Below are 22,991 nucleotides of genomic sequence, written 5' to 3'. Positions count from 1 at the left end.
TCGCTTCGCTCCGTGAGCGTCGTTTTATTGTTGTTACATTCATGCTTGTTTGGTGCAACCCTTTTGAGAAATACAAATGTTGTTTAAAAGGCCTGTGTTCTTCCCCCTTGCTTAACTTTGCTTGGATAAAAAAAAGGAGACTCAACAAGCCGCCTCATGGCGCGCTCATCGAATCTCTGGTGGTCCAGTAGATTATTCTTCTTTTGTCATCCTACAAAATGGTTAGCCAACGCATTTTGATTACATGTTTATTCTATTACCCAAAGAATGCCATGTCAACGATTATTTTAATTTATCCCATCGTTTTTGTCGGAATTGTAATATCGCCTAATGTTCCCGCCATTTCCGCTTCCTTTATTACGTTTCAAATGAAAAGGAGCATCATCGATTGCGATGATGCTCCTTCATAATCATTATTTAATTTCAATTGCTTTTGCCAAGGCATTATCGCCTTTTACCAACACCAGCTGTCCTGGCTTCAACAGCGAAGCATCTCCGGCAATCGTTACATTGGCATCCACGTTATACGTCAGCATAACGGTTTGCGAATTCTCAACCCGCGAGATGGAAATCGTCGCAAGCTTCGCCTGCGCATTAAATGTAAGTGAATTAATAACGCCTAGCTCCGAGAATGCCGTTACCACAGGAGCGGATTTCGTTACCTCTATAAATACGATTTTGTTCTGATAGGTGCGGACAAGAACCTCATCGCCTGCGCGCAATGCGCTCAGAGGAGCCTTCTTGTCATCGCGGAAAATAAATACGTTCGAATCAATAGCAAGCGCAGCTTCGGACTTGTCGGCTTTGACAATAGTCAGCTTGCCGCTTTCTGGAGCTGCTTTGAGCGTGCCCGTAATAGCTTGTGCATCCTGATCCGGCATCTCTGTATCTGTACGATCCAGTAAAGCCGCCAGCTCTGCGCGGGTAACCGGCTGATTCGGACGGAATGTTTTGCCATGCTTGTCATCGTAGCCGGTGATGATGCCTTTTTTGAGTGCAAGAGCGACATAGCCAACAGAGCCTGCCGGTATCTCTTTCGCATCCTTAAAGTCCAGCTTCGTATTGTTGAGCGCTTTCGCCTCATCTTCCAATTTAAGCGCTTTTACGAGCAGGATCGTAGACCACAATCTTGTTGCGTTCGCCTCCGGCTTCACTTCCGTTTCCGACTCGGAGAACAGATCGTTTTCCAGTGCTACCGCTACATAGCCGACAGCCCACGGATATTTTTTCTCGATTTTGTCAGCATCTTTGAACTGCAGGTCAGTGTTCATTTCTTCTGTCGATTCTGCTTGCGCGCGCAGCCCCATCAATCTAACCGCCGCAGTCAAGGTTTCAATTCGGCTAATTTTTTGGTTCGGCTTAAAGGTCCCGTCTTCATAACCGGTGAATACACCCTTTGATGCAAGCCGCATAATGTATTCCATAGCCCATTTCAGGTCGTCCTCGTCTTCAAAGTTCCATGTTACTTTATAGTCACCATCTTTATCGTTCTTGTCATTCTTATCCTCGTGACGGCCTTTATCGTCGTCACGGCCGCCTCCCTGCCCTTTGCCTTTGCCACCGCCATCTGCAAAAGCTGACGTTGCTCCGCCTGCAAGCATAAGCAGCGCAAGCGAGGATATTGCTGTCTTTTTCCACATCGTTTGTTTCATCAAGAAAGCCACACTCCTTTTTCGATTGCGGGTTTTGCCGCATTTTTTACCTTCGCCCATAGGTTTCGGGGGAGGCAGTTCGATTTAAGAGGGTGGCTATCCATTTTTTTTATTTTATTTTTCTTTTTCGGCCTCGCGCTTGGCTTTCAACCATTTTGGCGCGCCTTTGTTTTTCCCTTCGCGCTTGCGTTCCACTTTCTTTGGAGAAGGCTTGGGAGCCGCTTTCGCTGCGGCCTTCGGTTTAGGAGCCGCCGTTGCTGCATGAACCTCAACAAGTTTTGTTTCCTTGACCGGAGCAGTTGCTGCTTCCGGCGCCTCCTTGCGCTCCTGCAATCGCTTGGACTGAACTTCCGAGCGTTCAGCCAGCTTCGCTTCATGCCGTGCAGCGAATGGGCGAGTGGCTTCCCTCAGCTCCTCCGCAGACAGAAGCTTGCCTCTGAACATCGTTCTCTCCGAGAGATCGATGCCAAGCTGCTTGCGGAATTTCTCCATAATAAACAGCTCCTGCGGCATGACGATGGAAATGACCGTCCCAGCTCGTCCCATACGTCCCGTACGGCCTGCACGGTGAACGTAATGGTCCGCATCGGCTGCTGGATCCAGCTGGATAACGAGTGGCAAGCCCTCAATATCCAAGCCTCTTGCAGCGACATCGGTAGCGAGCAGCAGTTGGCAGCGGCCCTCGCGAAACCGAGTTAGCGTCGCCGCTCTGCGCTGCTTGTCGGCATCTCCGTAAAGGGCCTCGACCGTAAAGCCCTCATAGCTGAGCTTCGATTCCCAGTTGGAGATGTTGTCGGTATCGTTCAAGAAAAGCAATGCCGACGAAGGATTCAGCAAACGCACGAGACGGCGTGCCGTATCCGTCTTATCGCGTTTATCGCTGACTACGAAATAATTATCAATCGTTTGAGACACCCTATGCTCCGGCGTAATTTGAATGCGCACCGGATTTTTCATCCAGCGCCCTTCGAACCGAGCCATTTGATCCGGGTATGTGGCCGAGAAAAATGCGATTTGCCGCCCCTTGCCCATATTGTGAAGAATCACTTCGACTTCTTTTGTGGAGCCCAGCTGGAAAACTTGATCCGCTTCATCCACGACGACATTATTGACGTCGGTTAGCTTAAGCTTACGTATTTTGAGCAGCTCATGGATACGTCCCGGCGTTCCGATTACAAGCTGAGGACGAAGCTTAAGCTTCTCAACCTGACGTTTTAGCGCCGCACCTCCTATTAGCTGTTGCACGCGAATATTAAGCGGCTCCGCATAAATCTCCGCAACGCGTACAATTTGCATGGCCAGCTCCTGTGTGGGAGCAAGGATGACGCCTTGTACCGCATTCGAATACGAATTCAGCTTTTGCAGCATTGGCAGCAAATAGGCTAGCGTTTTGCCCGTGCCAGTCTGGGATCTTGCTGATACGTCGCTTCCTCCGAGCAGAATCGGAATCGTCTCTGCTTGAACATCTGTCGGTTCCAAAATCCCGTTCGCCGCAAGCTTGCTTTCAAGCAGCTCATTAATACCAATCTCATTCCAAGTGTGCTTACTCATTCTTTAATCCTCTCTCAAATAGACCTTTATTTTCGATTCAGCATACCGCCGAAGAGCCGATCAATCGTGCGCGGCAGCAGTTGGTAGAGTCTGATGGCGACTGCCGCTTTTTTAGGTAGATCCAGTTCGTCTTTTCGACGTTCAATCAGCTTCACAATCCGATCGACTACATACTCTGGCTTCATCATAAACCAACTGACGTTTTTCACGTAAGAGCCGGAAGGATCAGCCAGGGAGAAAAAAGGCGTATCAATCGGGCCTGGATTAACGGCCGACACCTGTATGCCGCTTCCGCGAAGCTCCATTCTAAGCGAATTCGTGAATCCGAGCACCGCATGCTTCGTAGCCGTATAACTGGTTGATTTGGCTGTGCCAATCTTTCCTGCCAGTGATGCGATATTAACAATATGCCCGATTCCGCGATTCACCATATGCGGAATAACTGCTTTTGTGCACCGCACGACGCCCATGTAATTGGTATTCATCATTTGTTCGAAATGGTCGACAGGCATGCTCGCGAAAGGCTCAAATTGTCCGTATCCGGCGTTATTCAACAACACATCTATTTTACCGTATTTCGCAATGACGGCTTCGACCGTTTGCTGCACTTGCTTATTGTCGGTTACATCCATTTGATAATAAGAGACTTTGCCTTTTATGCTCATGGCAATCTCTTTCAGCTTCTCGACATTCCGGCCGGTCAGAATGGGTATTGCACCGCGTTCCGCTAGTTTGATAGCCGTTAGCGCCCCGATCCCGCTCGATGCTCCTGAGATGAATATAACTTTATCCTTTAACATCCAACATCACCCATTTACAAGTTTACTTGATTGCTTCTACAGACGCAAAAAAAGCTCCCTAAGGAGCCATTTCTGTGCTAAGATGCGATTAAAACTTGGATGTCAAGCTCTCCGATTCCATCCATAATAAGCGGAATGGTAAGTGCCTTCTGCGCAGTGAAGCCTGCTGATTGCGCAGATTGGATAACCTTCGGCGGCGTAATGTCGACGCGCACTCCTTGATTAAACAACATGGTACTGGCATTCCCGCTAATCATATTGCCGAGCTCAGAAATAGCGCTTTTCACGATTTCGTCGATTTCAGAAATTACGTATCCGCCCATCATCGCAGAAACCATTTTCATAGCTACTTCTTCACTTAGCCCGAATACAATGTCTCCGTTCATCTGTCCATTGAGTCCAATTTGAATCCAAATATAGTTCTCTACAAACTTGATATCCTTTAGACCAAGCTCACCGGTCGCAGGACGTATTTGAACGACTTGTTCAATCACGATCTTTGCGGATTCAAGAAACGGGTTAATGTATTCTGCCTTCATAATGAAGATACGCTCCTTTTCGACAAAATTCGCGGTTTGTCTTGTTTAATTTATATTATACTTAATTCATTAGGACAAGTATACTATAAAAAAAATATATATACCTAAAGAACTATATTTATTTTTCGAAAACGGTAAACTGCCGTAATGACTGGAGGGTTCTCTGCTTGCCAAACGTATGGGCTCATTTCATATTTGGACAGCTTGTGCTTGAACAACTGGGTGAAAGCGAGCTTCTTCAATTGAAGGAGCATAAAAACATGTTTAATTTGGGTTGTCAAGGACCTGATTTTTTGTTCTATCACCGTTTCTTTCCTTGGCAGCGCAGCGTTGCTTTAAACCGTTTGGGCACCGAAATGCATAATTTTTCCTGCGGCCCTGTCCTACTCGAGCTGCTTGATAGCGTCAATGGAAGGAAAGCCTGCCCTAAAAGTCCTGATCCCTCTATCCTATACACACTTGGTTTTGTTCTCCATCATGTCCTAGACCGTAATATGCACCCCTATGTTTTCAGTAAATCCGGTTTTCGCAAATGGGATCATCAACGTTTTGAGATCATGATGGATACGATCATTGCGAGAGAATTGTGGGGAGTCGAAACGAATAAAACCGCAGTCTGGAAATACGTGGATATTAACGGAGCGTTTCCTTCGCCTGTTTTGGATGCGTTCGAGTCCATTGTTTCGAATTACTACAGCGATCTTGCGCCAATGATCAAGCGGGAAGATTTCAATCAAGCAAGCCGCGACTTCATAGCTGCCCAGCGCCTGTTCCACGATCCTACCGGAATAAAAAGGACGCTCACTTTCGGCCAAATTGAACCCTTCGTCTTTAAGAAGGAGCCCTTTCCCTTTGATGTCTTAAACGTAGCAGAAGAGCCTTGGCTTGATCCGGTAAACGGAACTTCCTACAACCACGGGAGCGCATGGAGCTTATGGGAGGATGCCATTTTGGATGGTGTCGAGGTCATTCGCGCTATCCTCGTTTGGCTAAGAGCTCACGAGGGCCCTCAGCTAACGAAGGAGGATCGTTCATCCGTGCGCGAGCTGCGTGAGCAAGCAATTGCCATTATCAGCAACCGCTCTTATGAAACCGGGCTTTCATGCGAGTCTGATACACGCATTCGATTCGCAGAGACTGTCTGGCCTGATCAAATAGGGATAACAAAGGCGTCTTCCTAGCGAAGACGCCTTTGTTATCAGCACCAATCGATTCAGTTCCCCGTTCGGTTACACAGCTTTGCTCGCCAAGCTTCTCCGGAAGCGCAGCCTAATCAAACGCAAGCGTTCATATAATACATCAACCGGCTTACCTAGCTGCGACGCCTCCGTTGTTCCATACACCTGCTGCAGCACCGGCTTTAAATATTTATCTCCGACCTGTGACAGCGCCTCCCATACCAGAATCTGCTCGTCCTCCGATACGGAATGGAGTTCCCTTGAAATTAAGGAATCCATATCATAGCCTTCCTGCTCCAACTGCTCGATCCGGTCCATCAGTTCTCGTCTGGAGAGCTCCAGCTCAGAACCTAGCTGATCAAGCGATCCGCCTTGCTGCACAGTCGCTAGAATGTGCTTTTTAACCAATTGCCGATCCATCTGCGTCTTGTACTTTGCTTCTTTCTGCTTATACAGCCACTGTGTGTATATGCCTGTATCCAGCTTCTCCGCTACCCATTGCAGCGGGAAGGACGTTTCTCGTTCCGTTTCCTCCATGATCGCGAGCATTTCAGCACCATAGGCGGCATGCTTCGCACTGCCCCATCCAGGAATCTGAGACAATTCATCCTCTGACTTCGGAATGAATGTACTGATCATCCACAACATGCGATTCGTTGCAACAAGATATGCAGATCGTTTCTCTGCGATTGCTGTGGCACGCCGCCATTCGCGAAGCTTCTGGAAAAGATCAGGATTGTGATTAAGCTCGCCGTAGCACTGCAGCATCGTCACGAAGCTGCCCGATGAGGGTCTGCGATCATCCAGCATGCCATCGATAACAGGCGCATAGCCTTCTCCCATAACCCGAGCAATCCCATGCCGAAAGGCTACGATCATTTCCTCCCATGACGTTCCCTCAAACCAGGTATGCGGACTCCCGCTCTCATCCTCGCCTTCCATCCAATGTACGGACCAAATGCCTTGGCTTTCGCTGATGGAAAGCTGCGCGCTTACGATCTCTTGTTCCACGGTTGGTTTCTCGAACGTGTTTAAAAATACGATTTGCATGTTATCCTCAATCCTCCAATAAGTCATGAATTCGCGAATGGCTTGAACGGGGGCAGCCGCTTCAAATGAAAGAGGGAATGCCGTAAAACAAAAAAAGCACCTCCTTTGCCCTAGGGCAAAGGAGGTGCTTCCTCCACGTTCAATGATTCGATTGCCTTCATGCTATCATAATGATTTCTTTATTACAAGCATTTTGTTATTGTATAATGACTGTATTAATGAAGTGGAGGCCATACAACATGCTGTTGCCTGATTTTGATTTTATGTCCGATTCAACGGAAGAGACTTCCACCCGATATGTAACATTTATCGGCCCGAGTCTGAAGCGCTTTGATCTTGCCATCACTTCGACAAGCCGCTTTTATGGAAAGAAACTGATAACCGATCTGCAGTTTGGCAAAACCGCAATTATCGGCCCCGACGATCTGGAGGAAGAAGGCTATCTGGAACATACCTTTAAGCTGACGGAAGAAGAAGCTTCCGAGCTCGCACAGTTTCTGTACTTTGTTGTCGGAACGGTGCATTTTACCGATTAATCAGGGTACACTGAAATGGTAATAACATACCGTTTTGGGAGGAGTCTGCTGATGGATCGATTTATGAAAGAAAATCGCCAGCCGTATACCGATGTTTCGACGGTAGAATCGCAGCGCAACGACCTGATTCCGGAGGAATTTCCGGATGGCCCGTATGGCTCTGACCTACTCATGGAATCGCTGGGCAAAAGCACGCCTTGGCGAATAGACCAAAGGCCACCAAACCGTTTTAACTACGAGAATAGAGCCCTGCACGACGGAATGCCGCGAGATTATCCCGGTGAAGACGAATACGACCATTCCTTTCCCGAAGTGCACGACGAACCATAATTGCACATCGTCCCTGCCCACACGCTTCAAGCGTGCTTGGCTGGGGCTTTTTTTCAATTCGGGCTCCTTCCTGTATACTACGCTTGGACTAATAAAAGAGACAAGCGTAAACGGCTGAAGCCATCCTCTGGCGGCTAAGCTTACGTTTCGCGTAGAAATATAGAGAAAGTTGGCGAAATCATATACTTTCCTATATTTTAAAAAACCGCTGCCAGCACATGCTGGCAGCGGTTTAATCGATCCTAACATTAAGCTGGATTAAGCTCCAAGTCGTCCTCGTCTCCACGATTGAACGCTTCGCGATCAAATTCTCCTTCGGAATCCGCAACAAGCAATGCGGTTACAGTCGTACCGGTTGCATTAACCGCTGTACGTCCCATGTCGATAAGAGATTCCACGGCTACTACAAGCGCGATCCCTTCAAGCGGGAGACCAACTGCCGTCAAAACAACCGTTGTCGAAATGGATGCCGGACCAGGAACGCCCGCAACGCCGATTGAAGATATGACGCTAACAACTACGATAAGAACATAATCGGTTGCAGTAAGTGCCACGCCGTAAACCTGAGCTACGAAAACGGACACAACCGCCGGCCACACGCCGCCGCAGCCGTTAAAATTCATTGTTGCCCCAAGCGGAGCCACAAAGCTCGCAATCTTCGGCGATATGCGCAGGCGTTTCGTCATTACTTCCAAGTTGATTGGCAGCGTTGCAAAGCTGCTCCGCGTCGTAAACGCAACTGCAATCGTCGGATATGCTTTTCTGAAAAACTTCAGCGGATTAACCTTTGCAACAAACGTCACCAAGCCGCCAAATACGAATATGAAATGAAGAATAAGAGCGATATAGCTTACAGCAATCAGCATAGCCAGCGGCTCGAGCGTTTCCCAGCCGTATTTGGCTGCCATAACCGCAATCAGAGCGTACACGCCATATGGCGTAAAGCGAAGTACAAATTTAACGACCTGATGCAAAATAACCGTTGCGGATTGAATAAAAGCTTTGAAAGGCTGAACGGAATCCGGGTTTTTGGCTCCTACCTTGACAATCGCAACCGCGATGAAAAGGGCGAATATGAGAATAGGCACAACTTTCCCTTCAGCCGCGTCGCTAATTGGATTGGATGGAACTTGATCCAGTATCACTTTGAAAAAACTCGGTACTTCACGAGCTTCGAAGTTTTCAGGAGTCGTTAGTTCAAATCCAGCTCCTGGATTAATAGCAGATGCAACGAGCAGCCCGATAATCGTCGCTACGCCTGTCGTAGCTAAAAACCAAGCAATTGTCTTCACACTCAGCTTGCGTAAAAACTCAATGTTTGTTATCGAGATAATGCTGTTGATGACAAGAACAAACACGAGCGGGATAACGATCATTCGGATAAGGTTAATGTAGATCGATCCAATCGTGCCTACGCCTTCCGTTTCCAATTCAAAATTGTTGAATAGAATGCCCGCAACCAATCCAAGCCCAAGCGCGACTAGAACCCTCGTACCGAAACCGACACGTTTCTTAGCTAGAAAGTAAAGCCCGCCAAGAAGCACCGCTGAAACGAGCAGCGTAATCCAGTTGTTTTCAAGCGCCGTTAATAAATTATTTTCCATAATGCGACAATCTTCCCTTCTGTCTATTTTCTATCAAGCAACGCACTAATTAACTTTGAAATTAATTAAATATAATTCCGATAAGGTTACTGCGCTTTACTCAAAACAATATATCACCACCATTTCCTTTGTGTCAATATGAATTTTCTGCAAAGCTGCAACACCCAAATCGCCCTTCAACTATCGTTGCTTGCCTAGAGACAGCAAGAGACGCCGTACAACCGAAACGAACCGGTTGTGCGGCGTCTTTTGTTAACCTATTAAGCAATTAATAAACTTTGTCTAGAAAGCTCAAAGTAGCTTGCAATGCTTCTGACAAATATAGCGTCGTGCCTTCATAAGGATGCCGTACACCGAACACATGATCAGCGCCTTCAATGGAAACGAAGGTTTGCTCTGGATTTGCTTCCTTAAGCTGCTTATTAACCGCTAGAAGCCGTTCATTATCGCTGCTTCCTTGCACCAGCAGCACCGGTTGCTTCAATGATCCGAAATGCTCCAGTACGTTAAAGCGAGCTTTATTGGCTTCCGCGTCTTCCGCCACCGTCTGCTGAAGCAGCGTTGCCTGCTGTTCTGCTGCAGCACCGGAAGGTGCCGCTCCTCCATTCCAAACGACGACAGCCTGCACATCCGCTGGCTGCTCGGCTGCTAGAATTAAACTGCTGCTGCCCGCTCTGCTATGGCCGATCAGTGCAACTCGTTTAGAATCAGCCCGTTCGCTATGCGGCAGCAGCTTCTGTTTCACGTGCTGAAGGATAACATCCAGATCCGCAAGCTCCTGCGAGACCGTGCTCGCTTTTGCGATGACGGCCTCATCGCCTCCGGCTTCCTTTGCCGTAATTCGAGAGAAATCAAAGCTTATGGTATAGAACCCACTCTCAGCCAGCTGGTCCGTTACTTCCGGCCAGAATGCCCAATCCTGAAAACCTCTATAGCCATGCCCGACAATAACGACAGGCCTCGCTCCCTCGCCCTCAAGCGTCTTTACCTTCCCCCGCAAAAGGAGCTGCTCGCTAAGCCTAATCTCAAAAACTTCTGACACGATCGTTTTCTCCGCCATATTTACCACTCCTCCATTCTGAATAAAAAACGGAGGTTATCCTTTAGAAAAGGACACCTCCGTTTTAACGGTCGTATGAAAGCATATGAGATCATCATTAAACCAAATGCATAATATCGCATAGAATTACTTGGTTATATTCAAATATTACCAACTGCCTTTCATTTTGTCAACGTTAATATGGGCAGTTTGTTGTTACGCGCTTCCTACGAGTTATTGTCTGCAAATGCCTATTTCAACTCGAAGCTTGGTTTTACGTTCAGGAAATCCCGATTTTCGCCGCTTACCATCAGCCCCATGCCCCAGTCAAAATGCACCTGCTCGGTTGGCTTATCGTCGGCATCACGATATTGGAACAAAATATTTCTGCGTGTTCTCTCGCTGCGATTCACATCCGAGCCATGGATGGTCAAATAGTTGAAAAACAGCACATCGCCCGCTTTGGCCGGGCAAAGCTTACCCGAGGAAATCGGATGCTCCTTATGATTGAGGTAGTATTTCCCAACATGCGGCAGCGGTCCCTGCAAATGCGAGCCTGGCACGACAGCCAAGCAGCCATTCTCTTCATCCGCATCATCCAAATGGACGCTGGCAGCCAGCATGGAATGATTGGCATGCGGGAAATACGGATAATCCTGATGCATAGGGAACGCAGCACCGTTAGCTGGAGGCTTAACGAGCATTTTGGAATGATGCAGTTGAACATTCGGACCGATAAGGTCATTTAATACCTCTACCATCCGTGGATGAATCGCCGCTCTCGTGAAAGCCGCATCATGATAATGCACATCATGGAACCCTTTCAGCACAAGCTTCTTCAACTGCTCCGGCGGCAAGAAATCACCCTGCCAGGCATGATTGTCATCCGCTTGCGCCAATGCTGCCCGCTTAACGATCTGCTCGACCGCAGCTCTCATTTCTTGAACTTCGCTTTCATTATAGACACCTCGCGCCAGCAAATACCCATTTTCTTTATAAAATTGCGCATTATCATTGACGGACATCCTCATTCTCCTTAATCTATAATTAGTTTGAACATACTTTGATTATAGACAGTACATAAGGAAAACGTATTTGTCTGACAAAGACTACTATTTGCACAATTACGCCATAGGAGCTGATGCTACAGATGTATGCCTGGGCTAAAAGCGAGGAACGCTTAAACCGTTATGCACGGTTGCTGCAAGGTGAGAGCTTAACGATACATGTTTATTATTGGGGAGCGGTTCAAAGCTTAATAGTGAATACTAGGCATAAGCATTCCTTTTACGAGGTTTGCTACGTTGCTGGGGGAACTGGCGTTTATGAAGAAAACCATGTGGAATATGACTTGCGGGAAGGCGTTTTTTTCTGCTCAAGGCCGGATGTCCTGCACCAGATTCGGGATGTCGATCAATTGGACTTATTATATGTTGCGTTCGAGCTCGACAAGAAGTTGTCCAAGCAAGATGAATACGACTATTTCAATCAAACGCTGAGCAGCGGTCCCATCTGGATTGACATGCAGCAGCATTCTCCTACTTCTCATATTTGGCATTCCTTGCTTATTCCAAGCGATGATTGCTTTGCTATTCCGATTTCGATCATGCAGCAGCTCGCTCATTCGCTAATCATTAGCTTCCAGTCGGTTGTCGGCGGAAAAAAAGGCAACCCCGAAACCCTATTGCCTGCTTCCAACGCCGCCATGCTGATTAGCCGTGCCAAGCTGTATATACGTGATAATTTAGGGGCTCAACTGAGCTTAGCGGAGGTTGCCGGCTATATAAACATCTCGGAGCGGCATTTGTCCCGGCTATTTTCCCAAAGCGTGCATGAATCATTTTCTATTCTTGTCCGGCATGAGCGAATTCGGGCCGCCGAGCAACTGCTGTCCGAGACCGCCACACCGATTAAAACCATCGCAGAAAGCTGCGGCTTCTCGTCTGTCCATTATTTCACAAGAACCTTTACGGAGGCTAAGGGCCTTCCTCCAGCTGCTTATCGGAAGGCAAGGCGAAGCCAGTCTGACTGATCTATTTTCATGCCCTGCGCTTTGTTTATGTATTATAGCTGGTGCAGCGTAATTTCGCTTCGAACCATAAAGCGTGCATTGACACCCGCTTGCCCGATTCCCTTGGATATATAATAGAAGCCGTTCTCATCCGAATGGAGCCCTTTGTATATCCCTTTCGCGGAAAGCGGGCCTTTAGGTTTAAACGTGAAAAAGAATGGCACATTCAGCTGCTTTCCATGCAAGTGGCCTGCCATTAAATAAGCGTATGGGCGCTTGAGCTTTAGTACGACATTAGGATCATGGGTAATGATGACGATTGGCTTCGAGTCGTTTACGTCCTGAAATGATTTGTTGATTTTACTGTGTCCCGTACCGTAATCATCGATTCCGACTAATTGGAAATTCCCTACGGACACCGATTCATTTCGGAGCAGCTTAATCCCATAATGATCAAACAACCGAAGCAGCTTGTGCAATTGGGGAAGCTCATAATCATGGTTTCCTAATACGGCATATATAGGAACGCCGCAATCCGCAAACATTTTGAAATAGTGGGCTGCATAGGATAGGTATCGCTCCTTATAGGTGAAATCCCCCGTTAAAAAAATATAGTCAGGATTGCTCTCCTTAATGACCTTCTTAATACGGATTGCCGGAACGCGCAATCTATCGAAGTGAAGATCACTGATTTGCAAGATCGTTTTGTTTATGCCGATAGGCTGTTTGACCGTCTCAAGCTTTAACCATTGCGTTGGAAATATAAAAAATAAATATAGGATAGCAACAACTGCTAGCAGTGCGAAATAAATCAGAAAACTCCCCCCCCTTTTCACCGAACATGGCACAACCTTATGATCTAGTATATGCAAGTCATTAACCAATCTCAACTTCAAGGCAACAGCATGCTCCAACAAACAGCACCGCTTCTTATTGTATACATCCACTCCCATTCTACAAAAAAATACACTTTATAAATTAACTTGTTGACAACGAATCAGCAGAGATGGTAACCTAAGCACAAGTTCTTTATAAAGAACAAAAACGAAAAGAAAACGAACCGGTCTTACTCAATTAGAGAATGCATGTTAGATGTTATTCTCTTTGTTAATAAGCTTTATTTGAAACTGACGGCAATGTTCTTAAATAAGAACATTCCTTTCATTAGAATAAGGATTTATCCGTTTTTGCTTGACAAGTGACAGGAGGAAACAATGAGCGCCATCGTCGGTATCAGCCATCTCAATCATGAACCTATAGCTCCACAGCTTGGCATGCATATGCTGGAGCAGCTGCAGCAATTTCCTGCCGATCATATCGACGCTTGGTATGCTGAGAGTGTATTTCTCGGTTGCCATGCACAATGGATTACTCCTGAATCCGTAGGCGAAACAATGCCCTATTATGATTCTTCAAGCTGTCTTGCCATTACTGCCGATGCCATCATCGACAATCGCCCTGAGCTTTTTGAAAAGCTTCAAGTAAGTACATTTGACCGCAAGGATATGACAGATAGCGCTTTAATTCTCCTTTCCTATCAGAAGTGGGGCAGAGAGGTTCCGAAGCACTTGATTGGCGATTTCGCTTTCGTCATCTGGGATGAGCATAATCGCACATGGTTTGGAGCGAGAGACTTCTCCGGCAGCCGCACCTTGTATTACGCAAAGACGAGGAACCTCTTCGCTTTCTCGACCGTTATTCAGCCGTTATTGTCCATCCCTGGGATAGACAAGCAGCTCAACGAGCAGTGGATGTCCGAATTTCTTGCAATTCCGATTACGACAGAAGCCGTTGATCTATTCACTACCGTGTACAAAAACATAGGCCAGGTTCCGCCTTCGCATTCCTTCACGGTTTGCAATGGCGAGCTAAAGTTTTCGAGATATTCCACCTTGGTTAGCGAACGCAAGCTCAAGCTTAAATCGAATGAAGAATATGAAGAAGCTTTCCGAGATGTATTTCAAACCGCCGTCTCATCGCGGCTTCGTACACATCGCCAGGTGGGGGCTAACTTAAGCGGCGGACTCGATTCCGGCTCTGTCGTAAGCTTCGCTGCCAAAGCGCTGCGCGAGCAGAACAAAAAATTGCATACGTTCAGCTACGTTCCCCTTGAGGACTTCCATGATTGGACACCTAAGAGCCGGATCGCGAATGAACGCTTCAATATTCAATCCACTGTCAATCATGTGGGCAACATCAATGAACAATATTTGAATTTTCCTGATAAAAACCCTTTTACTGAAATTGATGAATGGCTTGAAATCATGGAAACGCCCTATAAGTTTTACGAGAATTCCTATTGGGTCAAAGGGATTTATCAGCAAGCGCATGTCCAGAACCTCGGTGTCCTTCTTACGGGCAGCCGCGGCAACTGGACGATCTCTTGGGGGCCAGCCCTCGATTATCAAGCAAGCCTGCTGCGCAAGCTGAAGTTGATTCAGTTCGCCAAAGAGTCCCGCCTTTACAGCAAAGAGCTAGGCGTCAAGCAATCGCGCATCCTGCCAATCGTCGGAAAAAAGGCTTTTCCAAAGATGGCAAAGCTCATGTTTACCAACAACGAGCCCGAACTTCCAGACCTGATTAATCCGGAATTTGCGCGAAAAACGAATGTTTATGAGCGGCTTCAGCAGCATGGCTATGATTTCTGGGGAAATCCTTTCCAAGACGTATACGAGGTACGCAAAAAACAGTTCGAAATGCTCTATTACTGGAATATTACAGGTACCGTCGGCTGCAAGCAATCGCTTCGCTATTCGGTGTGGGAACGCGATGCAACGAATGACTTACGCGTCATACGTTTCTGTTTATCCGTACCCGAGGAGCAATTCGTACAAAACGGTTTTGATCGTTCACTCGTACGGCGTTCTACCAAAAACTATTTGCCGGAAGATATTAGATTAAACCAAAAGGTACGCGGCATACAAGGTGCGGACGGTCTACACCGAATGCTTCCCTCCTGGGATATTCTAATCGATGAGCTGAAGCATGTCGTAAGCGATCCTATCGTTTCGGAGTACCTTAATATTAAAGAGCTGAAACGCGCTTTAGCCGCTATCGAAAAAAATCCGCGGCCGGAAAACGTCTTTGAGACCAATTTCCGAATATTAATGCGCAGTCTCATTTTTCGTAGATTTATTAAAAAACAAGCTTGAAGGGAGGTGATTTCTATGCAAAACCAAGTGAAAAAAGCGTGGCAACAACCTGCTTTGGAAGTGCTTAATGTCAATATGACGATGGCTGGACCAGGGCTCGCGACACCAGATGCGGTTCAACCCGATCCAACTGAAATTATTAACTTCAGCTAGTTTCATATCCAACCGCTTTCCATACTTAGAATACAGGTGCCTATCTTCACAAGTAGGCACCTCACCCCAAATTTCGCATCACGATCCGGAGTGATACCCATGTTAGAGACCTTAAACACAAACAGCTATTTTTCCTTTGGTTTCCGTATCGACAGCTATATTCCACTGCCCGAACTGCCCCCTCTAATCGAGCCTATCACGAATGATGACCATGCCGTCCAAGTCACTAGCATGGATCTCACAGCACACTGGTGCTCCGCTTCCTCTTCTAACGAATATTTTGCTGTTACAGAACATGGGGTGCTCATCCGCGTTCCTGATACCGGCATATTCTGTATGAGCAATGGAAATTCCATCATTGTTTCGCCGTTCAAAGGCTTCAATGAAGATAAAATACGCTTGTATATCCTTGGCACATGCATGGGTGTCATTCTGTTGCAAAGAAGAATCCTCCCGCTGCACGGCAGCGCAATTGCCATTAACGGGAAAGCCTACGCAATCCTTGGTGAATCAGGGGCTGGCAAATCCACCCTTGCATCCATTCTGCTTGAAAAAGGCTTTCAATTATTAAGCGACGATCTGATTCCGCTGTCACTGAGCCATAATGACGTACCCGTCATATCTCCTTCCTATCCGCAGCAGAAAATGTGGCAGGAGACGATCGACCGCCTTGGCATGAGCTCTGACCGCTTCCAGCCGCTTTTTGACAGGGAAACCAAATTCGCAGTTCCGGTAGCCTCCCATTTCTGCAGCCAAGCACTGCCTCTCGCCGGTATCTTTGAACTTGTAAAAACAGAAGCTCATACAACGATCATACCCATACAAGGCCTTGTTCGTTTCCAAACGCTGCTTAGGCATACCTTTCGCAATTTCCTACTTGAGCATATGAGTCTCCAAGACTGGCATTTCACAACCCTTGCACGATTTATCAATCAAATCGATATGAACCAATTGCAAAGATCATCTTCTTATTTCAGCGCGCATGAGCTTGCTGCCTTATTATTGAATACCATCCCCAAGGAGGAATAATGAAATGATACATACAGAATCCATCACACTCAGCGATATGATCGTAAGCTGCGAGCAAAATATCGTAAGCGACATGGGCGGCGAGAAAGTGATGCTCAGCATTCGAAACGGCAACTATTACAATCTGGGAACGACTGGCGGCCGTATCTGGGACTTTCTTGGCGAGACGATTTCTGTTCAAGAAATCGTAGACAGGCTATTGTCCGAATATGACGTGGATCAAACGGAATGTGAACGGCAGGTTATTGCTTTTTTGGATCATATGAGGAAAGAAGGTCTCGTTCTTGTTACACAAGAAACTAAAGTTAATAGCGGCACTTGATCGCCATACTTTTCTCTTGTTTTGCGAGTCTTATCTATTCTTGGCTTGGGCACGCGTGCTCATGTTCAGACCATTCGCCGCAATTGCGCCAAAGCTCGGCGACAAAACCGAAGAAACCGCACATCACGCCGGAATTGCGGATTTGCGAAAGCTGCAGCGTATATCACAAGCTCTGATGGTGGTTAGCCGTTACACGTTCTGGGAGAGCAAGTGCCTGGTAAAGGCGATTGCCGGCTCAAAGATGCTAGAGCGAAGGAAGATCGACAGCACCCTCTATCTCGGTACCGCTAAGGATGAAGAGGGCAAGCTAATCGCTCATGCCTGGCTGCGGAGCGGTCCCATGTATATAACAGGGGCAGATGTCATGGAGAAATTCATTGTCGTACAGAAATTCGCAAAGAAAGCAAGCTGAGCTTTCTCCTCAGATTCAATAGGAGGAAGCTAAGTTTGCTATCGGCAGTTCCCGAAAGGAGAAGGAAATGAATTATATATTGCATTTTATGAAGCGCTTGAATCGTTTCTCTGGAACCGCCCTATATGTTAATCTATTCGGAATGACGATCTCCAGTTTTTTGGAGAGCATCAGTATTCTATTATTAATTCCTATGCTAGGTCTAATCGGAATCGTAAGCCTCGAAATTGATAATAGCTACTTTTCAAGTCTTTCTGCTTATGTGCAGGACCTCTCGCCTACTCTGTCTCTTATGATCATTCTGGGAATCTACGTCATGATCGTATTTATCCAAAACCTCATCCAGAGAAAAGTATCTATTCGCAACGTCGAGATCCAACAGCTTTACAGCAGGCAATTGCGCTATGAAACCTATCATTCCATATTGCAATCAAACTGGTCTTTTTTCTTAAAAAAAAGATCATCCGATCTAATCAATTTATTAACCATTGAGCTTGCCCGCGTGCTGGGTGCTATCAACCTGTCTCTGCAGCTCGTTACTTCTCTTATTTTCACAGTAATCCAAATCGGAATCGCATTCTGGCTCTCCCCCACGCTCACCTTATTCGTCTTAGGCTGCGGCATTGTTCTTGGCGTCTTCTCTAGAAAATTCATCAAAGAAGCCAAGCAGCTCGGCAACCAAACCTCGCAGCTGTCCCAAAGCTATCTTGCAGGAATAACCGATCAATTAAACGGAATGAAGGATATTAAAAGCAACACGCTTGAAGCTTCGCGCCTAAAATGGTTATCCGTTTTGACAAAAGGCATGATGCAGGAACAAATATCATATGTACGGCTCAGAATGAACTCCCAGCTCGTTTATAAATTATCTTCTGCGCTGCTCATTTCTTGTTTTATATTAGTCTCGTTCAAACTATTCAAAACGCAAAGCATGGAGCTCTTGACCATTACCGTCATTTTCGCACGCTTATGGCCGCGTTTCACCAGCATTCAATCTAACTTGGAGCAGCTTTCTTCCATGATCCCAGCTTGCAAAGCGCTGATACTGCTTCAGCAAGAATGCGGTCATTCAGCGGAACAGCTCGATTTAAACCATGATAAACATGCATCATTACGGATTGCGCATGGAATTGAATGCCGTAATGTCAGCTTCCGATACAACCAAGATGAGTACGCCTGTACGCTGCATAATATCAACCTGTTTGTTCCCTCCAACCAGATGACGGCCATTGCAGGCCCATCAGGAGCTGGCAAGAGCACGCTCATAGATCTCATTATGGGATTAATGCAGCCTGAGGCCGGCCAAATATTAGTAGACGGCATTCCGATCGACAACAAGCAATTAGCAGCATTCCGCCAGTCCATTAGCTATGTAGCGCAAGACCCCTTCTTATTTAACGCGAGCATCAGGGAAAACTTTTTTATGGTCAAGCCTGACGCAACGGATGAAGAGATGTGGGAGGCGCTGCAATTCGCATCCTCTGCCGAGTTTGTTCATAAGCTTCCCGAGGGGCTTGATACGGTTATTGGAGATCGAGGTATCCGCCTCTCGGGCGGAGAGCGCCAGCGCATCGTTATTGCGCGAGCTATTATACGCAAGCCTTCTATCCTCATATTGGATGAGGCCACCAGTTCGCTTGATACGGAAAACGAGAAAAAAATACAAGAAGCTATCGAGCGGTTAAAGGGCAAGATGACGATCATTGTGGTTGCCCATCGGTTATCGACAATTAGGCAAGCGGATCAAGTGATCGTCATTGATCAAGGAGCGGTAGTGGAGCAGGGCGAATACCATCAGTTAGCCGCCGATTCAAGCAGTTTGTTCGGCAGCTTGCTGCATAATCAATCGGTGGCCAGCGCATAGGATATATATCCGGATCAAACAAGTTGAAACGGCTACCGTCATTTTTTGCGGCGCGGTGCCTTTCATTGGTTTGATATTTTTAAAGTTACATTCCATTGTTTTTTGCTAAGGAGATCAAGTGTATTTAAAATATGATAAAATCGGAAAAAGGCTGCCGCCAGGCAGCCCTTTTGTTATTTAACTATCATTCCCCGATAACGAAAACGTCACTCATTACCCACCCTTTAATAGTCATATATTCAAACGATTCCTTTTTAGTTATTTTCAATATTTACGCTTTCGAATCCATGAGACCGATGAGTTCACGGTTCGACTGTCGTCTATATAAACGAAGGCATAAGTGAACACAAACTAATTTGACGAAGAGGTGTTTTGAAAATGGCATTAACGTCCGCATTCACGAGCTTCAACCTGCCTGTAAAAAATGTGGAACAATCGAAAGCGTTCTTCACCGGACTCGGATTCGAGCTCAACCAGCAATTCCCCGATAACGAGAATTCGGTTGCCATCGTGATCGGAGATAACCTGCAGGTCATGCTGATCAATCAAGCATTCTTTAATACGCTCACGGAGAAGGAATCCGTCGATACGAGCAAGTATGCGCAGATGACGATCGCATTGGCCTTCGAGAGCCGGGAAAAGGTCGATGAAATCGTGAATACCGCAGTCTCCTTAGGCGGGAAATTGCACGCTGATCCTGAAGATCATGGGTCCATGTATCATTGGGGCTTCGTGGACTTGGACGGTCATCTGTGGGCCATTAACTACATGAACATGGCGGCGACACAAGGTTAAGGCAAACGCTGAGCACGCTCCGACTAGGGTTCAAAAAGAAAGACGCCGGGCATCTTCCCCGGCGTTTTCTTCGCGATGATTAGTTTTGTTCGGTAAAGGCTTTGAAATTGTCCATGATCGCTTGCCAGCCTGCTTGCTGGAACTCGACGGGATTGGAGCTTTCCGCGTCGAACGTTTCAATGACCTTCGTCTCATTTCCTTGATCGACGAAAGCAATATCCACTCTTCTTCCGTCTTCCATGGTGTAGCCGATCGCCTCATGTCGACTCACGACATCGTAGATGCCGCCAAAATCAAAGCCCATGCTGCCATCCTTTGCTTCCATCCGTGTCAGAAACTTGCCGCCGATCCGCAGATCGTTTTCGGCTCTCGGCGCATGCCAGTCCTCGGACGCTTGATTCCACTTCGTGATGTGATCCGGCTCGGTCCAATAGCGCCATACCTTCTCTACAGGGGCTTGAATGACGGCTTGCACGGTTACTTTCGTCGGTTGATTCGTTTCCATTTTAAATAAACACCTCTCTCATGATATTCGTCGTTTGGTTATTCTCAATAATATAGACGTAAGACAATGACGAAATTCATTGGTCAATTCGCTCAGGCAGCCCAAATCGCGAAAATAATGGCTTATGAATGAAGTTTTGAACGTGCAGAATTTGATTTTCTTTGGTTTCGATGACGTGGATGCCCCAGGGTACCAGGCCATCGCCCTCTTTACCCGGCATATACTGGGCCAATGCCGGATAACCGCCATTCACCGTAATGGGCACAAATCGCGAACCCTCGCAATGCCAGCGAGTAAGCGAATAGAAGGCCGACAAATCTTCCTTGCCACGAATCCACATCTCGAAGGGCGGCATCGACATACAGCCTTCCTCGTGGAACAACGCGACGAGCGCAGCAATATCGAATTGCTCGAAGGCCTCCACATACCGGGACAGCAGCTGCTGCTCCGGTAGAACGTCCATGCTGCTGAGTTCATCCGAGCGAAGCTCCGCCCGGTCCATCGTCTCTCGGGCTCTTTGCAAGGCGCTGTTCACCGCTGCCGGCGACATCGCCAACGTTTCCGCTATCTGCTTGGAGGACCATTCAAATACATCCTTCAAAATGAGTACCGCGCGCTGCCGCGGAGGCAAGGTCTGCAGGAGAGCGATGAAGCACAGTTGAAGGGTATCTCTGCGAACGAGCAGATCCTCCGGATTGCCCCCAAAGTCGGGAGACGGCCAGATCCAGGCAGAGTCCGGCAGCGTGTCGCGCGGCTCGACGATGGAGACGGCCGGGTCGAACAGGTCAACGGGAAGCGCGCGGCGTTTGGATTGTCTCAGCTTGTCCACGCACAGGTTGGAGGCAATCCGATATACCCAGGTTTTGAACGAGGAATCCTGTCTGAACATGCTCCAGCTCTGCCAGACCCGAATACTCGTCTCCTGTACGGCATCGTCCGCATCGTCCATGGAGCCTAGCATTCGGTAACAGAACGAGGTTAAGCCCGGCTTCAAGCTTGCAAATAATGATTCGTCAAATGCGGTCTCGTTCATCGCGGCCTCCCTTAACTATCTCCCCGAAGGGTTGTACCTTCATTATATGCAATGAAGCAGAAAGCCTCAATCCGAATAAATAATCAGGATTAGTACTCATGGATAAAAATTATTTGAAGTAAGACAATGTAGGGACATGATTTCCAATATTTCATTTCATAATAGGGTTTCCTATAATGCCACGCCCGCAACTCAATGGCCGCTGTTTCAACGATCGTTCCTCATCTACGCAATAAGAGATATTAGTTTTGGTAGCATTTCTCATATTCGAATTTCATCAACAAACTCTTACAAGCTAAACCATTTTCATGATAAATCTCTTTGCCAATTTTTAATTTGATAATTCTATTCGAATTTGAATAATTAGAATCGTCATTTAGAATGTACAGAAGAGCCCTATTATTCATTTCCCAATTATACCCTAATACGCAGATGACAAAGGTGTTGTTGCGTTAAACTGCTAACGAGGCTTCCTTTCTATGCTGGCAGCCTCGTCTTTGTGAACGTTAAGCTCGTTTCGTTGTATGAGTTTTGGCTTACCCATATTCAAGCATAGCAAAAGGGCTTACCCGTCGGTAAGCCCTTTTGCTATACAGGTTGAGCGTCTAAAAAGTTATTTCATAATATTCCTATGTTAATATCCAATATCATACATAAGTGGCGGCTAAAAAGCTTTCGCTATCCTTAATAATTCGTTATAATAAGGTCTAGTCTACAACGATGTAATGACGGAGGAGTTAGTTATGATCGGAGAACGCATAAAAGCGCTGCGCAAAAGAAATGGCTTATCATTGACTGAGCTTTCACAAAGAGCCGGTGTTGCGAAATCTTACCTAAGCTCCATTGAACGCGGCCTTCAACAAAACCCTTCCATTCAATTTCTCGAAAAAGTAGGAGCGGTGCTTAAGGTTCCCGTAGAAGAATTTCTCAACAGTGACCAGTCTGAGCAAAAGTCGGAGAACCTTGATCTCGAGTGGGCCGATCTCGTAAGAGAAGCAATGGCATCCGGCGTAAGCAAGGATCAATTCAAAGAATTTCTTGAATTCAATAAATGGAAGATCAAACGCGAGTAAACCATATCTTGTTTATACTGCTGTATCTTGAATGTCGTCCTTGCTGCTTTCTTTCAGAACGAGGATCGCTTTCTGAACATCTTCCCTGCTGTACCCTAATGCACGTGCCTTCATAATTAAAGCTACCCATTCCGTATCTAAGTCATGATTATGATCTGATTTAACTAGTGCCATTTTCACATATCCCCCATTCGAATTGGGGCGGTTGCACCACTGACTCCATGCGTTTAAGGTGCCCAGATACTAAACGCATTTCAACGTCTCCCTATGCTTGTCATTCACTTATAGATGTATTATAGATCATCCTATTCGCGTATGCTGTCGCTTCATGTCCGACAAAATTGATGGATATTTACAACTTTT

24 protein-coding genes and 1 riboswitch are annotated in these 22,991 nt (G+C 46.7%); of the genes, 12 read left to right on the top strand and 12 right to left on the bottom strand.

Going from position 1 to position 22,991, the window contains the following annotated elements; translation table 11 throughout:
- Nucleotides 1-413 precede the first annotated feature (413 nt).
- The 4 genes from FHS16_RS00535 to FHS16_RS00520 form a co-directional block, all read right to left on the bottom strand.
- A complete protein-coding gene (locus FHS16_RS00535) occupies nucleotides 414-1,652 on the bottom strand; it encodes an S-layer homology domain-containing protein (RefSeq protein ID WP_183558451.1) in 1,239 nt (412 codons plus the stop codon).
- Nucleotides 1,653-1,766: 114 nt separating this feature from the next.
- On the bottom strand, nucleotides 1,767-3,203 hold the full coding sequence (locus FHS16_RS00530; protein ID WP_183557397.1) for a DEAD/DEAH box helicase: 1,437 nt from the start codon (nucleotides 3,201-3,203) through the stop codon (nucleotides 1,767-1,769).
- Nucleotides 3,204-3,229: 26 nt separating this feature from the next.
- Entirely contained in the window at nucleotides 3,230-4,003 is a 774-nt protein-coding gene (locus tag FHS16_RS00525; protein ID WP_183557395.1) for an SDR family NAD(P)-dependent oxidoreductase, read from the bottom strand.
- Nucleotides 4,004-4,080: 77 nt separating this feature from the next.
- Nucleotides 4,081-4,542, bottom strand: a complete 462-nt coding sequence (locus tag FHS16_RS00520; RefSeq protein ID WP_138752488.1) for a chemotaxis protein CheX — start codon at nucleotides 4,540-4,542, stop codon at nucleotides 4,081-4,083.
- A gap of 167 nt (nucleotides 4,543-4,709) precedes the next feature.
- Here FHS16_RS00520 and FHS16_RS00515 point away from each other — a divergent pair, with 167 nt between their 5' ends.
- Nucleotides 4,710-5,723, top strand: coding sequence for a zinc dependent phospholipase C family protein (locus tag FHS16_RS00515; RefSeq protein WP_183557392.1), 1,014 nt, complete (start codon nucleotides 4,710-4,712; stop codon nucleotides 5,721-5,723).
- Nucleotides 5,724-5,771: 48 nt separating this feature from the next.
- Here FHS16_RS00515 and FHS16_RS00510 read toward each other — a convergent pair whose 3' ends face one another.
- The gene (locus tag FHS16_RS00510) at nucleotides 5,772-6,770 is read right to left on the bottom strand and encodes an HRDC domain-containing protein (protein ID WP_183557389.1); all 999 of its coding nucleotides are present in this window, start codon (nucleotides 6,768-6,770) and stop codon (nucleotides 5,772-5,774) included.
- A gap of 239 nt (nucleotides 6,771-7,009) precedes the next feature.
- Here FHS16_RS00510 and FHS16_RS00505 point away from each other — a divergent pair, with 239 nt between their 5' ends.
- Together FHS16_RS00505 and FHS16_RS00500 are read left to right on the top strand one after the other, a co-directional pair.
- A complete protein-coding gene (locus tag FHS16_RS00505; protein ID WP_183557386.1) occupies nucleotides 7,010-7,306 on the top strand; it encodes a DUF3055 domain-containing protein in 297 nt (98 codons plus the stop codon).
- Between the two features lie 51 nt (nucleotides 7,307-7,357).
- A complete protein-coding gene (locus FHS16_RS00500) occupies nucleotides 7,358-7,636 on the top strand; it encodes a hypothetical protein (RefSeq protein ID WP_183557383.1) in 279 nt (92 codons plus the stop codon).
- A gap of 248 nt (nucleotides 7,637-7,884) precedes the next feature.
- Here the strand turns inward: FHS16_RS00500 and FHS16_RS00495 are convergent, their stop codons facing one another.
- The 3 genes from FHS16_RS00495 to FHS16_RS00485 form a co-directional block, all read right to left on the bottom strand.
- Nucleotides 7,885-9,240 carry a dicarboxylate/amino acid:cation symporter gene (locus FHS16_RS00495; protein ID WP_183557380.1) on the bottom strand — a complete coding sequence of 452 codons (1,356 nt, stop codon included), beginning with the start codon at nucleotides 9,238-9,240 and terminating at the stop codon, nucleotides 7,885-7,887.
- Between the two features lie 268 nt (nucleotides 9,241-9,508).
- A complete protein-coding gene (locus FHS16_RS00490) occupies nucleotides 9,509-10,300 on the bottom strand; it encodes an alpha/beta hydrolase family protein (protein WP_183557377.1) in 792 nt (263 codons plus the stop codon).
- Between the two features lie 230 nt (nucleotides 10,301-10,530).
- Nucleotides 10,531-11,304 carry a phytanoyl-CoA dioxygenase family protein gene (locus FHS16_RS00485; RefSeq protein WP_183557374.1) on the bottom strand — a complete coding sequence of 258 codons (774 nt, stop codon included), beginning with the start codon at nucleotides 11,302-11,304 and terminating at the stop codon, nucleotides 10,531-10,533.
- 125 nt (nucleotides 11,305-11,429) lie between these two features.
- On the opposite strand from FHS16_RS00485, the gene FHS16_RS00480 reads away from it, so the two are divergent.
- Nucleotides 11,430-12,311, top strand: coding sequence for an AraC family transcriptional regulator (locus tag FHS16_RS00480; protein ID WP_183557371.1), 882 nt, complete (start codon nucleotides 11,430-11,432; stop codon nucleotides 12,309-12,311).
- A 32-nt stretch (nucleotides 12,312-12,343) separates the two neighbouring features.
- Here the strand turns inward: FHS16_RS00480 and FHS16_RS00475 are convergent, their stop codons facing one another.
- A complete protein-coding gene (locus FHS16_RS00475; RefSeq protein ID WP_246431513.1) occupies nucleotides 12,344-13,186 on the bottom strand; it encodes a metallophosphoesterase in 843 nt (280 codons plus the stop codon).
- Between the two features lie 318 nt (nucleotides 13,187-13,504).
- On the opposite strand from FHS16_RS00475, the gene FHS16_RS00470 reads away from it, so the two are divergent.
- The 7 genes from FHS16_RS00470 (at nucleotide 13,505) to FHS16_RS00440 (ending at nucleotide 20,017) form a co-directional block, all read left to right on the top strand.
- Entirely contained in the window at nucleotides 13,505-15,442 is a 1,938-nt protein-coding gene (locus FHS16_RS00470) for an asparagine synthase-related protein (RefSeq protein ID WP_183557364.1), read from the top strand.
- 27 nt (nucleotides 15,443-15,469) lie between these two features.
- Entirely contained in the window at nucleotides 15,470-15,595 is a 126-nt protein-coding gene (locus FHS16_RS00465) for a paeninodin family lasso peptide (protein ID WP_183558449.1), read from the top strand.
- A gap of 99 nt (nucleotides 15,596-15,694) precedes the next feature.
- Entirely contained in the window at nucleotides 15,695-16,624 is a 930-nt protein-coding gene (locus tag FHS16_RS00460) for an aldolase (protein ID WP_183557361.1), read from the top strand.
- A 4-nt stretch (nucleotides 16,625-16,628) separates the two neighbouring features.
- Entirely contained in the window at nucleotides 16,629-16,946 is a 318-nt protein-coding gene (locus FHS16_RS00455; RefSeq protein WP_183557357.1) for a lasso peptide biosynthesis PqqD family chaperone, read from the top strand.
- Nucleotides 16,909-17,358 (top strand): lasso peptide biosynthesis B2 protein, encoded by a 450-nt coding sequence (locus FHS16_RS00450; RefSeq protein WP_183557354.1) that lies wholly within the window; start codon nucleotides 16,909-16,911, stop codon nucleotides 17,356-17,358. The genes FHS16_RS00455 and FHS16_RS00450 overlap by 38 nt, the downstream gene beginning before the upstream one ends.
- A 67-nt stretch (nucleotides 17,359-17,425) precedes the next feature.
- The gene (locus tag FHS16_RS00445; RefSeq protein WP_183557351.1) at nucleotides 17,426-19,222 is read left to right on the top strand and encodes an ABC transporter ATP-binding protein; all 1,797 of its coding nucleotides are present in this window, start codon (nucleotides 17,426-17,428) and stop codon (nucleotides 19,220-19,222) included.
- Nucleotides 19,223-19,600: 378 nt separating this feature from the next.
- Nucleotides 19,601-20,017: a VOC family protein gene (locus tag FHS16_RS00440; protein ID WP_183557348.1), complete on the top strand. Its 417-nt coding sequence runs from the start codon at nucleotides 19,601-19,603 to the stop codon at nucleotides 20,015-20,017.
- A gap of 79 nt (nucleotides 20,018-20,096) precedes the next feature.
- Here FHS16_RS00440 and FHS16_RS00435 read toward each other — a convergent pair whose 3' ends face one another.
- Together FHS16_RS00435 and FHS16_RS00430 are read right to left on the bottom strand one after the other, a co-directional pair.
- Nucleotides 20,097-20,522 (bottom strand): SRPBCC family protein, encoded by a 426-nt coding sequence (locus tag FHS16_RS00435; RefSeq protein WP_183557344.1) that lies wholly within the window; start codon nucleotides 20,520-20,522, stop codon nucleotides 20,097-20,099.
- A gap of 76 nt (nucleotides 20,523-20,598) precedes the next feature.
- Nucleotides 20,599-21,555, bottom strand: a complete 957-nt coding sequence (locus FHS16_RS00430) for a sigma-70 family RNA polymerase sigma factor (protein ID WP_183557340.1) — start codon at nucleotides 21,553-21,555, stop codon at nucleotides 20,599-20,601.
- 743 nt (nucleotides 21,556-22,298) lie between these two features.
- Here FHS16_RS00430 and FHS16_RS00425 point away from each other — a divergent pair.
- Nucleotides 22,299-22,628, top strand: coding sequence for a helix-turn-helix domain-containing protein (locus FHS16_RS00425; RefSeq protein ID WP_183557337.1), 330 nt, complete (start codon nucleotides 22,299-22,301; stop codon nucleotides 22,626-22,628).
- 12 nt (nucleotides 22,629-22,640) lie between these two features.
- Here the strand turns inward: FHS16_RS00425 and FHS16_RS00420 are convergent, their stop codons facing one another.
- Nucleotides 22,641-22,802 carry a protein sinI gene (locus tag FHS16_RS00420; RefSeq protein WP_183557334.1) on the bottom strand — a complete coding sequence of 54 codons (162 nt, stop codon included), beginning with the start codon at nucleotides 22,800-22,802 and terminating at the stop codon, nucleotides 22,641-22,643.
- Nucleotides 22,803-22,818: 16 nt separating this feature from the next.
- Nucleotides 22,819-22,902: riboswitch (cyclic di-GMP riboswitch) on the bottom strand.
- Between the last annotated feature and the right edge of the window lie 89 nt (nucleotides 22,903-22,991).

Origin of the sequence: Paenibacillus endophyticus (genome assembly GCF_014192395.1) — a bacterium.
GTDB lineage: Bacteria > Bacillota > Bacilli > Paenibacillales > Paenibacillaceae > Pristimantibacillus > Pristimantibacillus endophyticus.
The sequence above is the reverse complement of the archived record's forward strand: the minus strand, read 5'-3'. Positions and strand labels throughout refer to the sequence as shown.

What these genes read in the sequence shown, in the direction of transcription:
- FHS16_RS00535 (WP_183558451.1), bottom strand. Translation starts at nt 1,652, where the DNA reads ATGAAACAAACGATGTGGAAAAAGACAGCAATATCCTCGCTTGCGCTG.
- FHS16_RS00530 (WP_183557397.1), bottom strand. Translation starts at nt 3,203, where the DNA reads ATGAGTAAGCACACTTGGAATGAGATTGGTATTAATGAGCTGCTTGAA.
- FHS16_RS00525 (WP_183557395.1), bottom strand. Translation starts at nt 4,003, where the DNA reads ATGTTAAAGGATAAAGTTATATTCATCTCAGGAGCATCGAGCGGGATC.
- FHS16_RS00520 (WP_138752488.1), bottom strand. Translation starts at nt 4,542, where the DNA reads ATGAAGGCAGAATACATTAACCCGTTTCTTGAATCCGCAAAGATCGTG.
- FHS16_RS00510 (WP_183557389.1), bottom strand. Translation starts at nt 6,770, where the DNA reads ATGCAAATCGTATTTTTAAACACGTTCGAGAAACCAACCGTGGAACAA.
- FHS16_RS00505 (WP_183557386.1), top strand. Translation starts at nt 7,010, where the DNA reads ATGCTGTTGCCTGATTTTGATTTTATGTCCGATTCAACGGAAGAGACT.
- FHS16_RS00500 (WP_183557383.1), top strand. Translation starts at nt 7,358, where the DNA reads ATGGATCGATTTATGAAAGAAAATCGCCAGCCGTATACCGATGTTTCG.
- FHS16_RS00495 (WP_183557380.1), bottom strand. Translation starts at nt 9,240, where the DNA reads ATGGAAAATAATTTATTAACGGCGCTTGAAAACAACTGGATTACGCTG.
- FHS16_RS00490 (WP_183557377.1), bottom strand. Translation starts at nt 10,300, where the DNA reads ATGGCGGAGAAAACGATCGTGTCAGAAGTTTTTGAGATTAGGCTTAGC.
- FHS16_RS00485 (WP_183557374.1), bottom strand. Translation starts at nt 11,304, where the DNA reads ATGTCCGTCAATGATAATGCGCAATTTTATAAAGAAAATGGGTATTTG.
- FHS16_RS00480 (WP_183557371.1), top strand. Translation starts at nt 11,430, where the DNA reads ATGTATGCCTGGGCTAAAAGCGAGGAACGCTTAAACCGTTATGCACGG.
- FHS16_RS00470 (WP_183557364.1), top strand. Translation starts at nt 13,505, where the DNA reads ATGAGCGCCATCGTCGGTATCAGCCATCTCAATCATGAACCTATAGCT.
- FHS16_RS00460 (WP_183557361.1), top strand. Translation starts at nt 15,695, where the DNA reads ATGTTAGAGACCTTAAACACAAACAGCTATTTTTCCTTTGGTTTCCGT.
- FHS16_RS00455 (WP_183557357.1), top strand. Translation starts at nt 16,629, where the DNA reads ATGATACATACAGAATCCATCACACTCAGCGATATGATCGTAAGCTGC.
- FHS16_RS00445 (WP_183557351.1), top strand. Translation starts at nt 17,426, where the DNA reads ATGAATTATATATTGCATTTTATGAAGCGCTTGAATCGTTTCTCTGGA.
- FHS16_RS00440 (WP_183557348.1), top strand. Translation starts at nt 19,601, where the DNA reads ATGGCATTAACGTCCGCATTCACGAGCTTCAACCTGCCTGTAAAAAAT.
- FHS16_RS00435 (WP_183557344.1), bottom strand. Translation starts at nt 20,522, where the DNA reads ATGGAAACGAATCAACCGACGAAAGTAACCGTGCAAGCCGTCATTCAA.
- FHS16_RS00430 (WP_183557340.1), bottom strand. Translation starts at nt 21,555, where the DNA reads ATGAACGAGACCGCATTTGACGAATCATTATTTGCAAGCTTGAAGCCG.
- FHS16_RS00425 (WP_183557337.1), top strand. Translation starts at nt 22,299, where the DNA reads ATGATCGGAGAACGCATAAAAGCGCTGCGCAAAAGAAATGGCTTATCA.
- FHS16_RS00420 (WP_183557334.1), bottom strand. Translation starts at nt 22,802, where the DNA reads ATGGCACTAGTTAAATCAGATCATAATCATGACTTAGATACGGAATGG.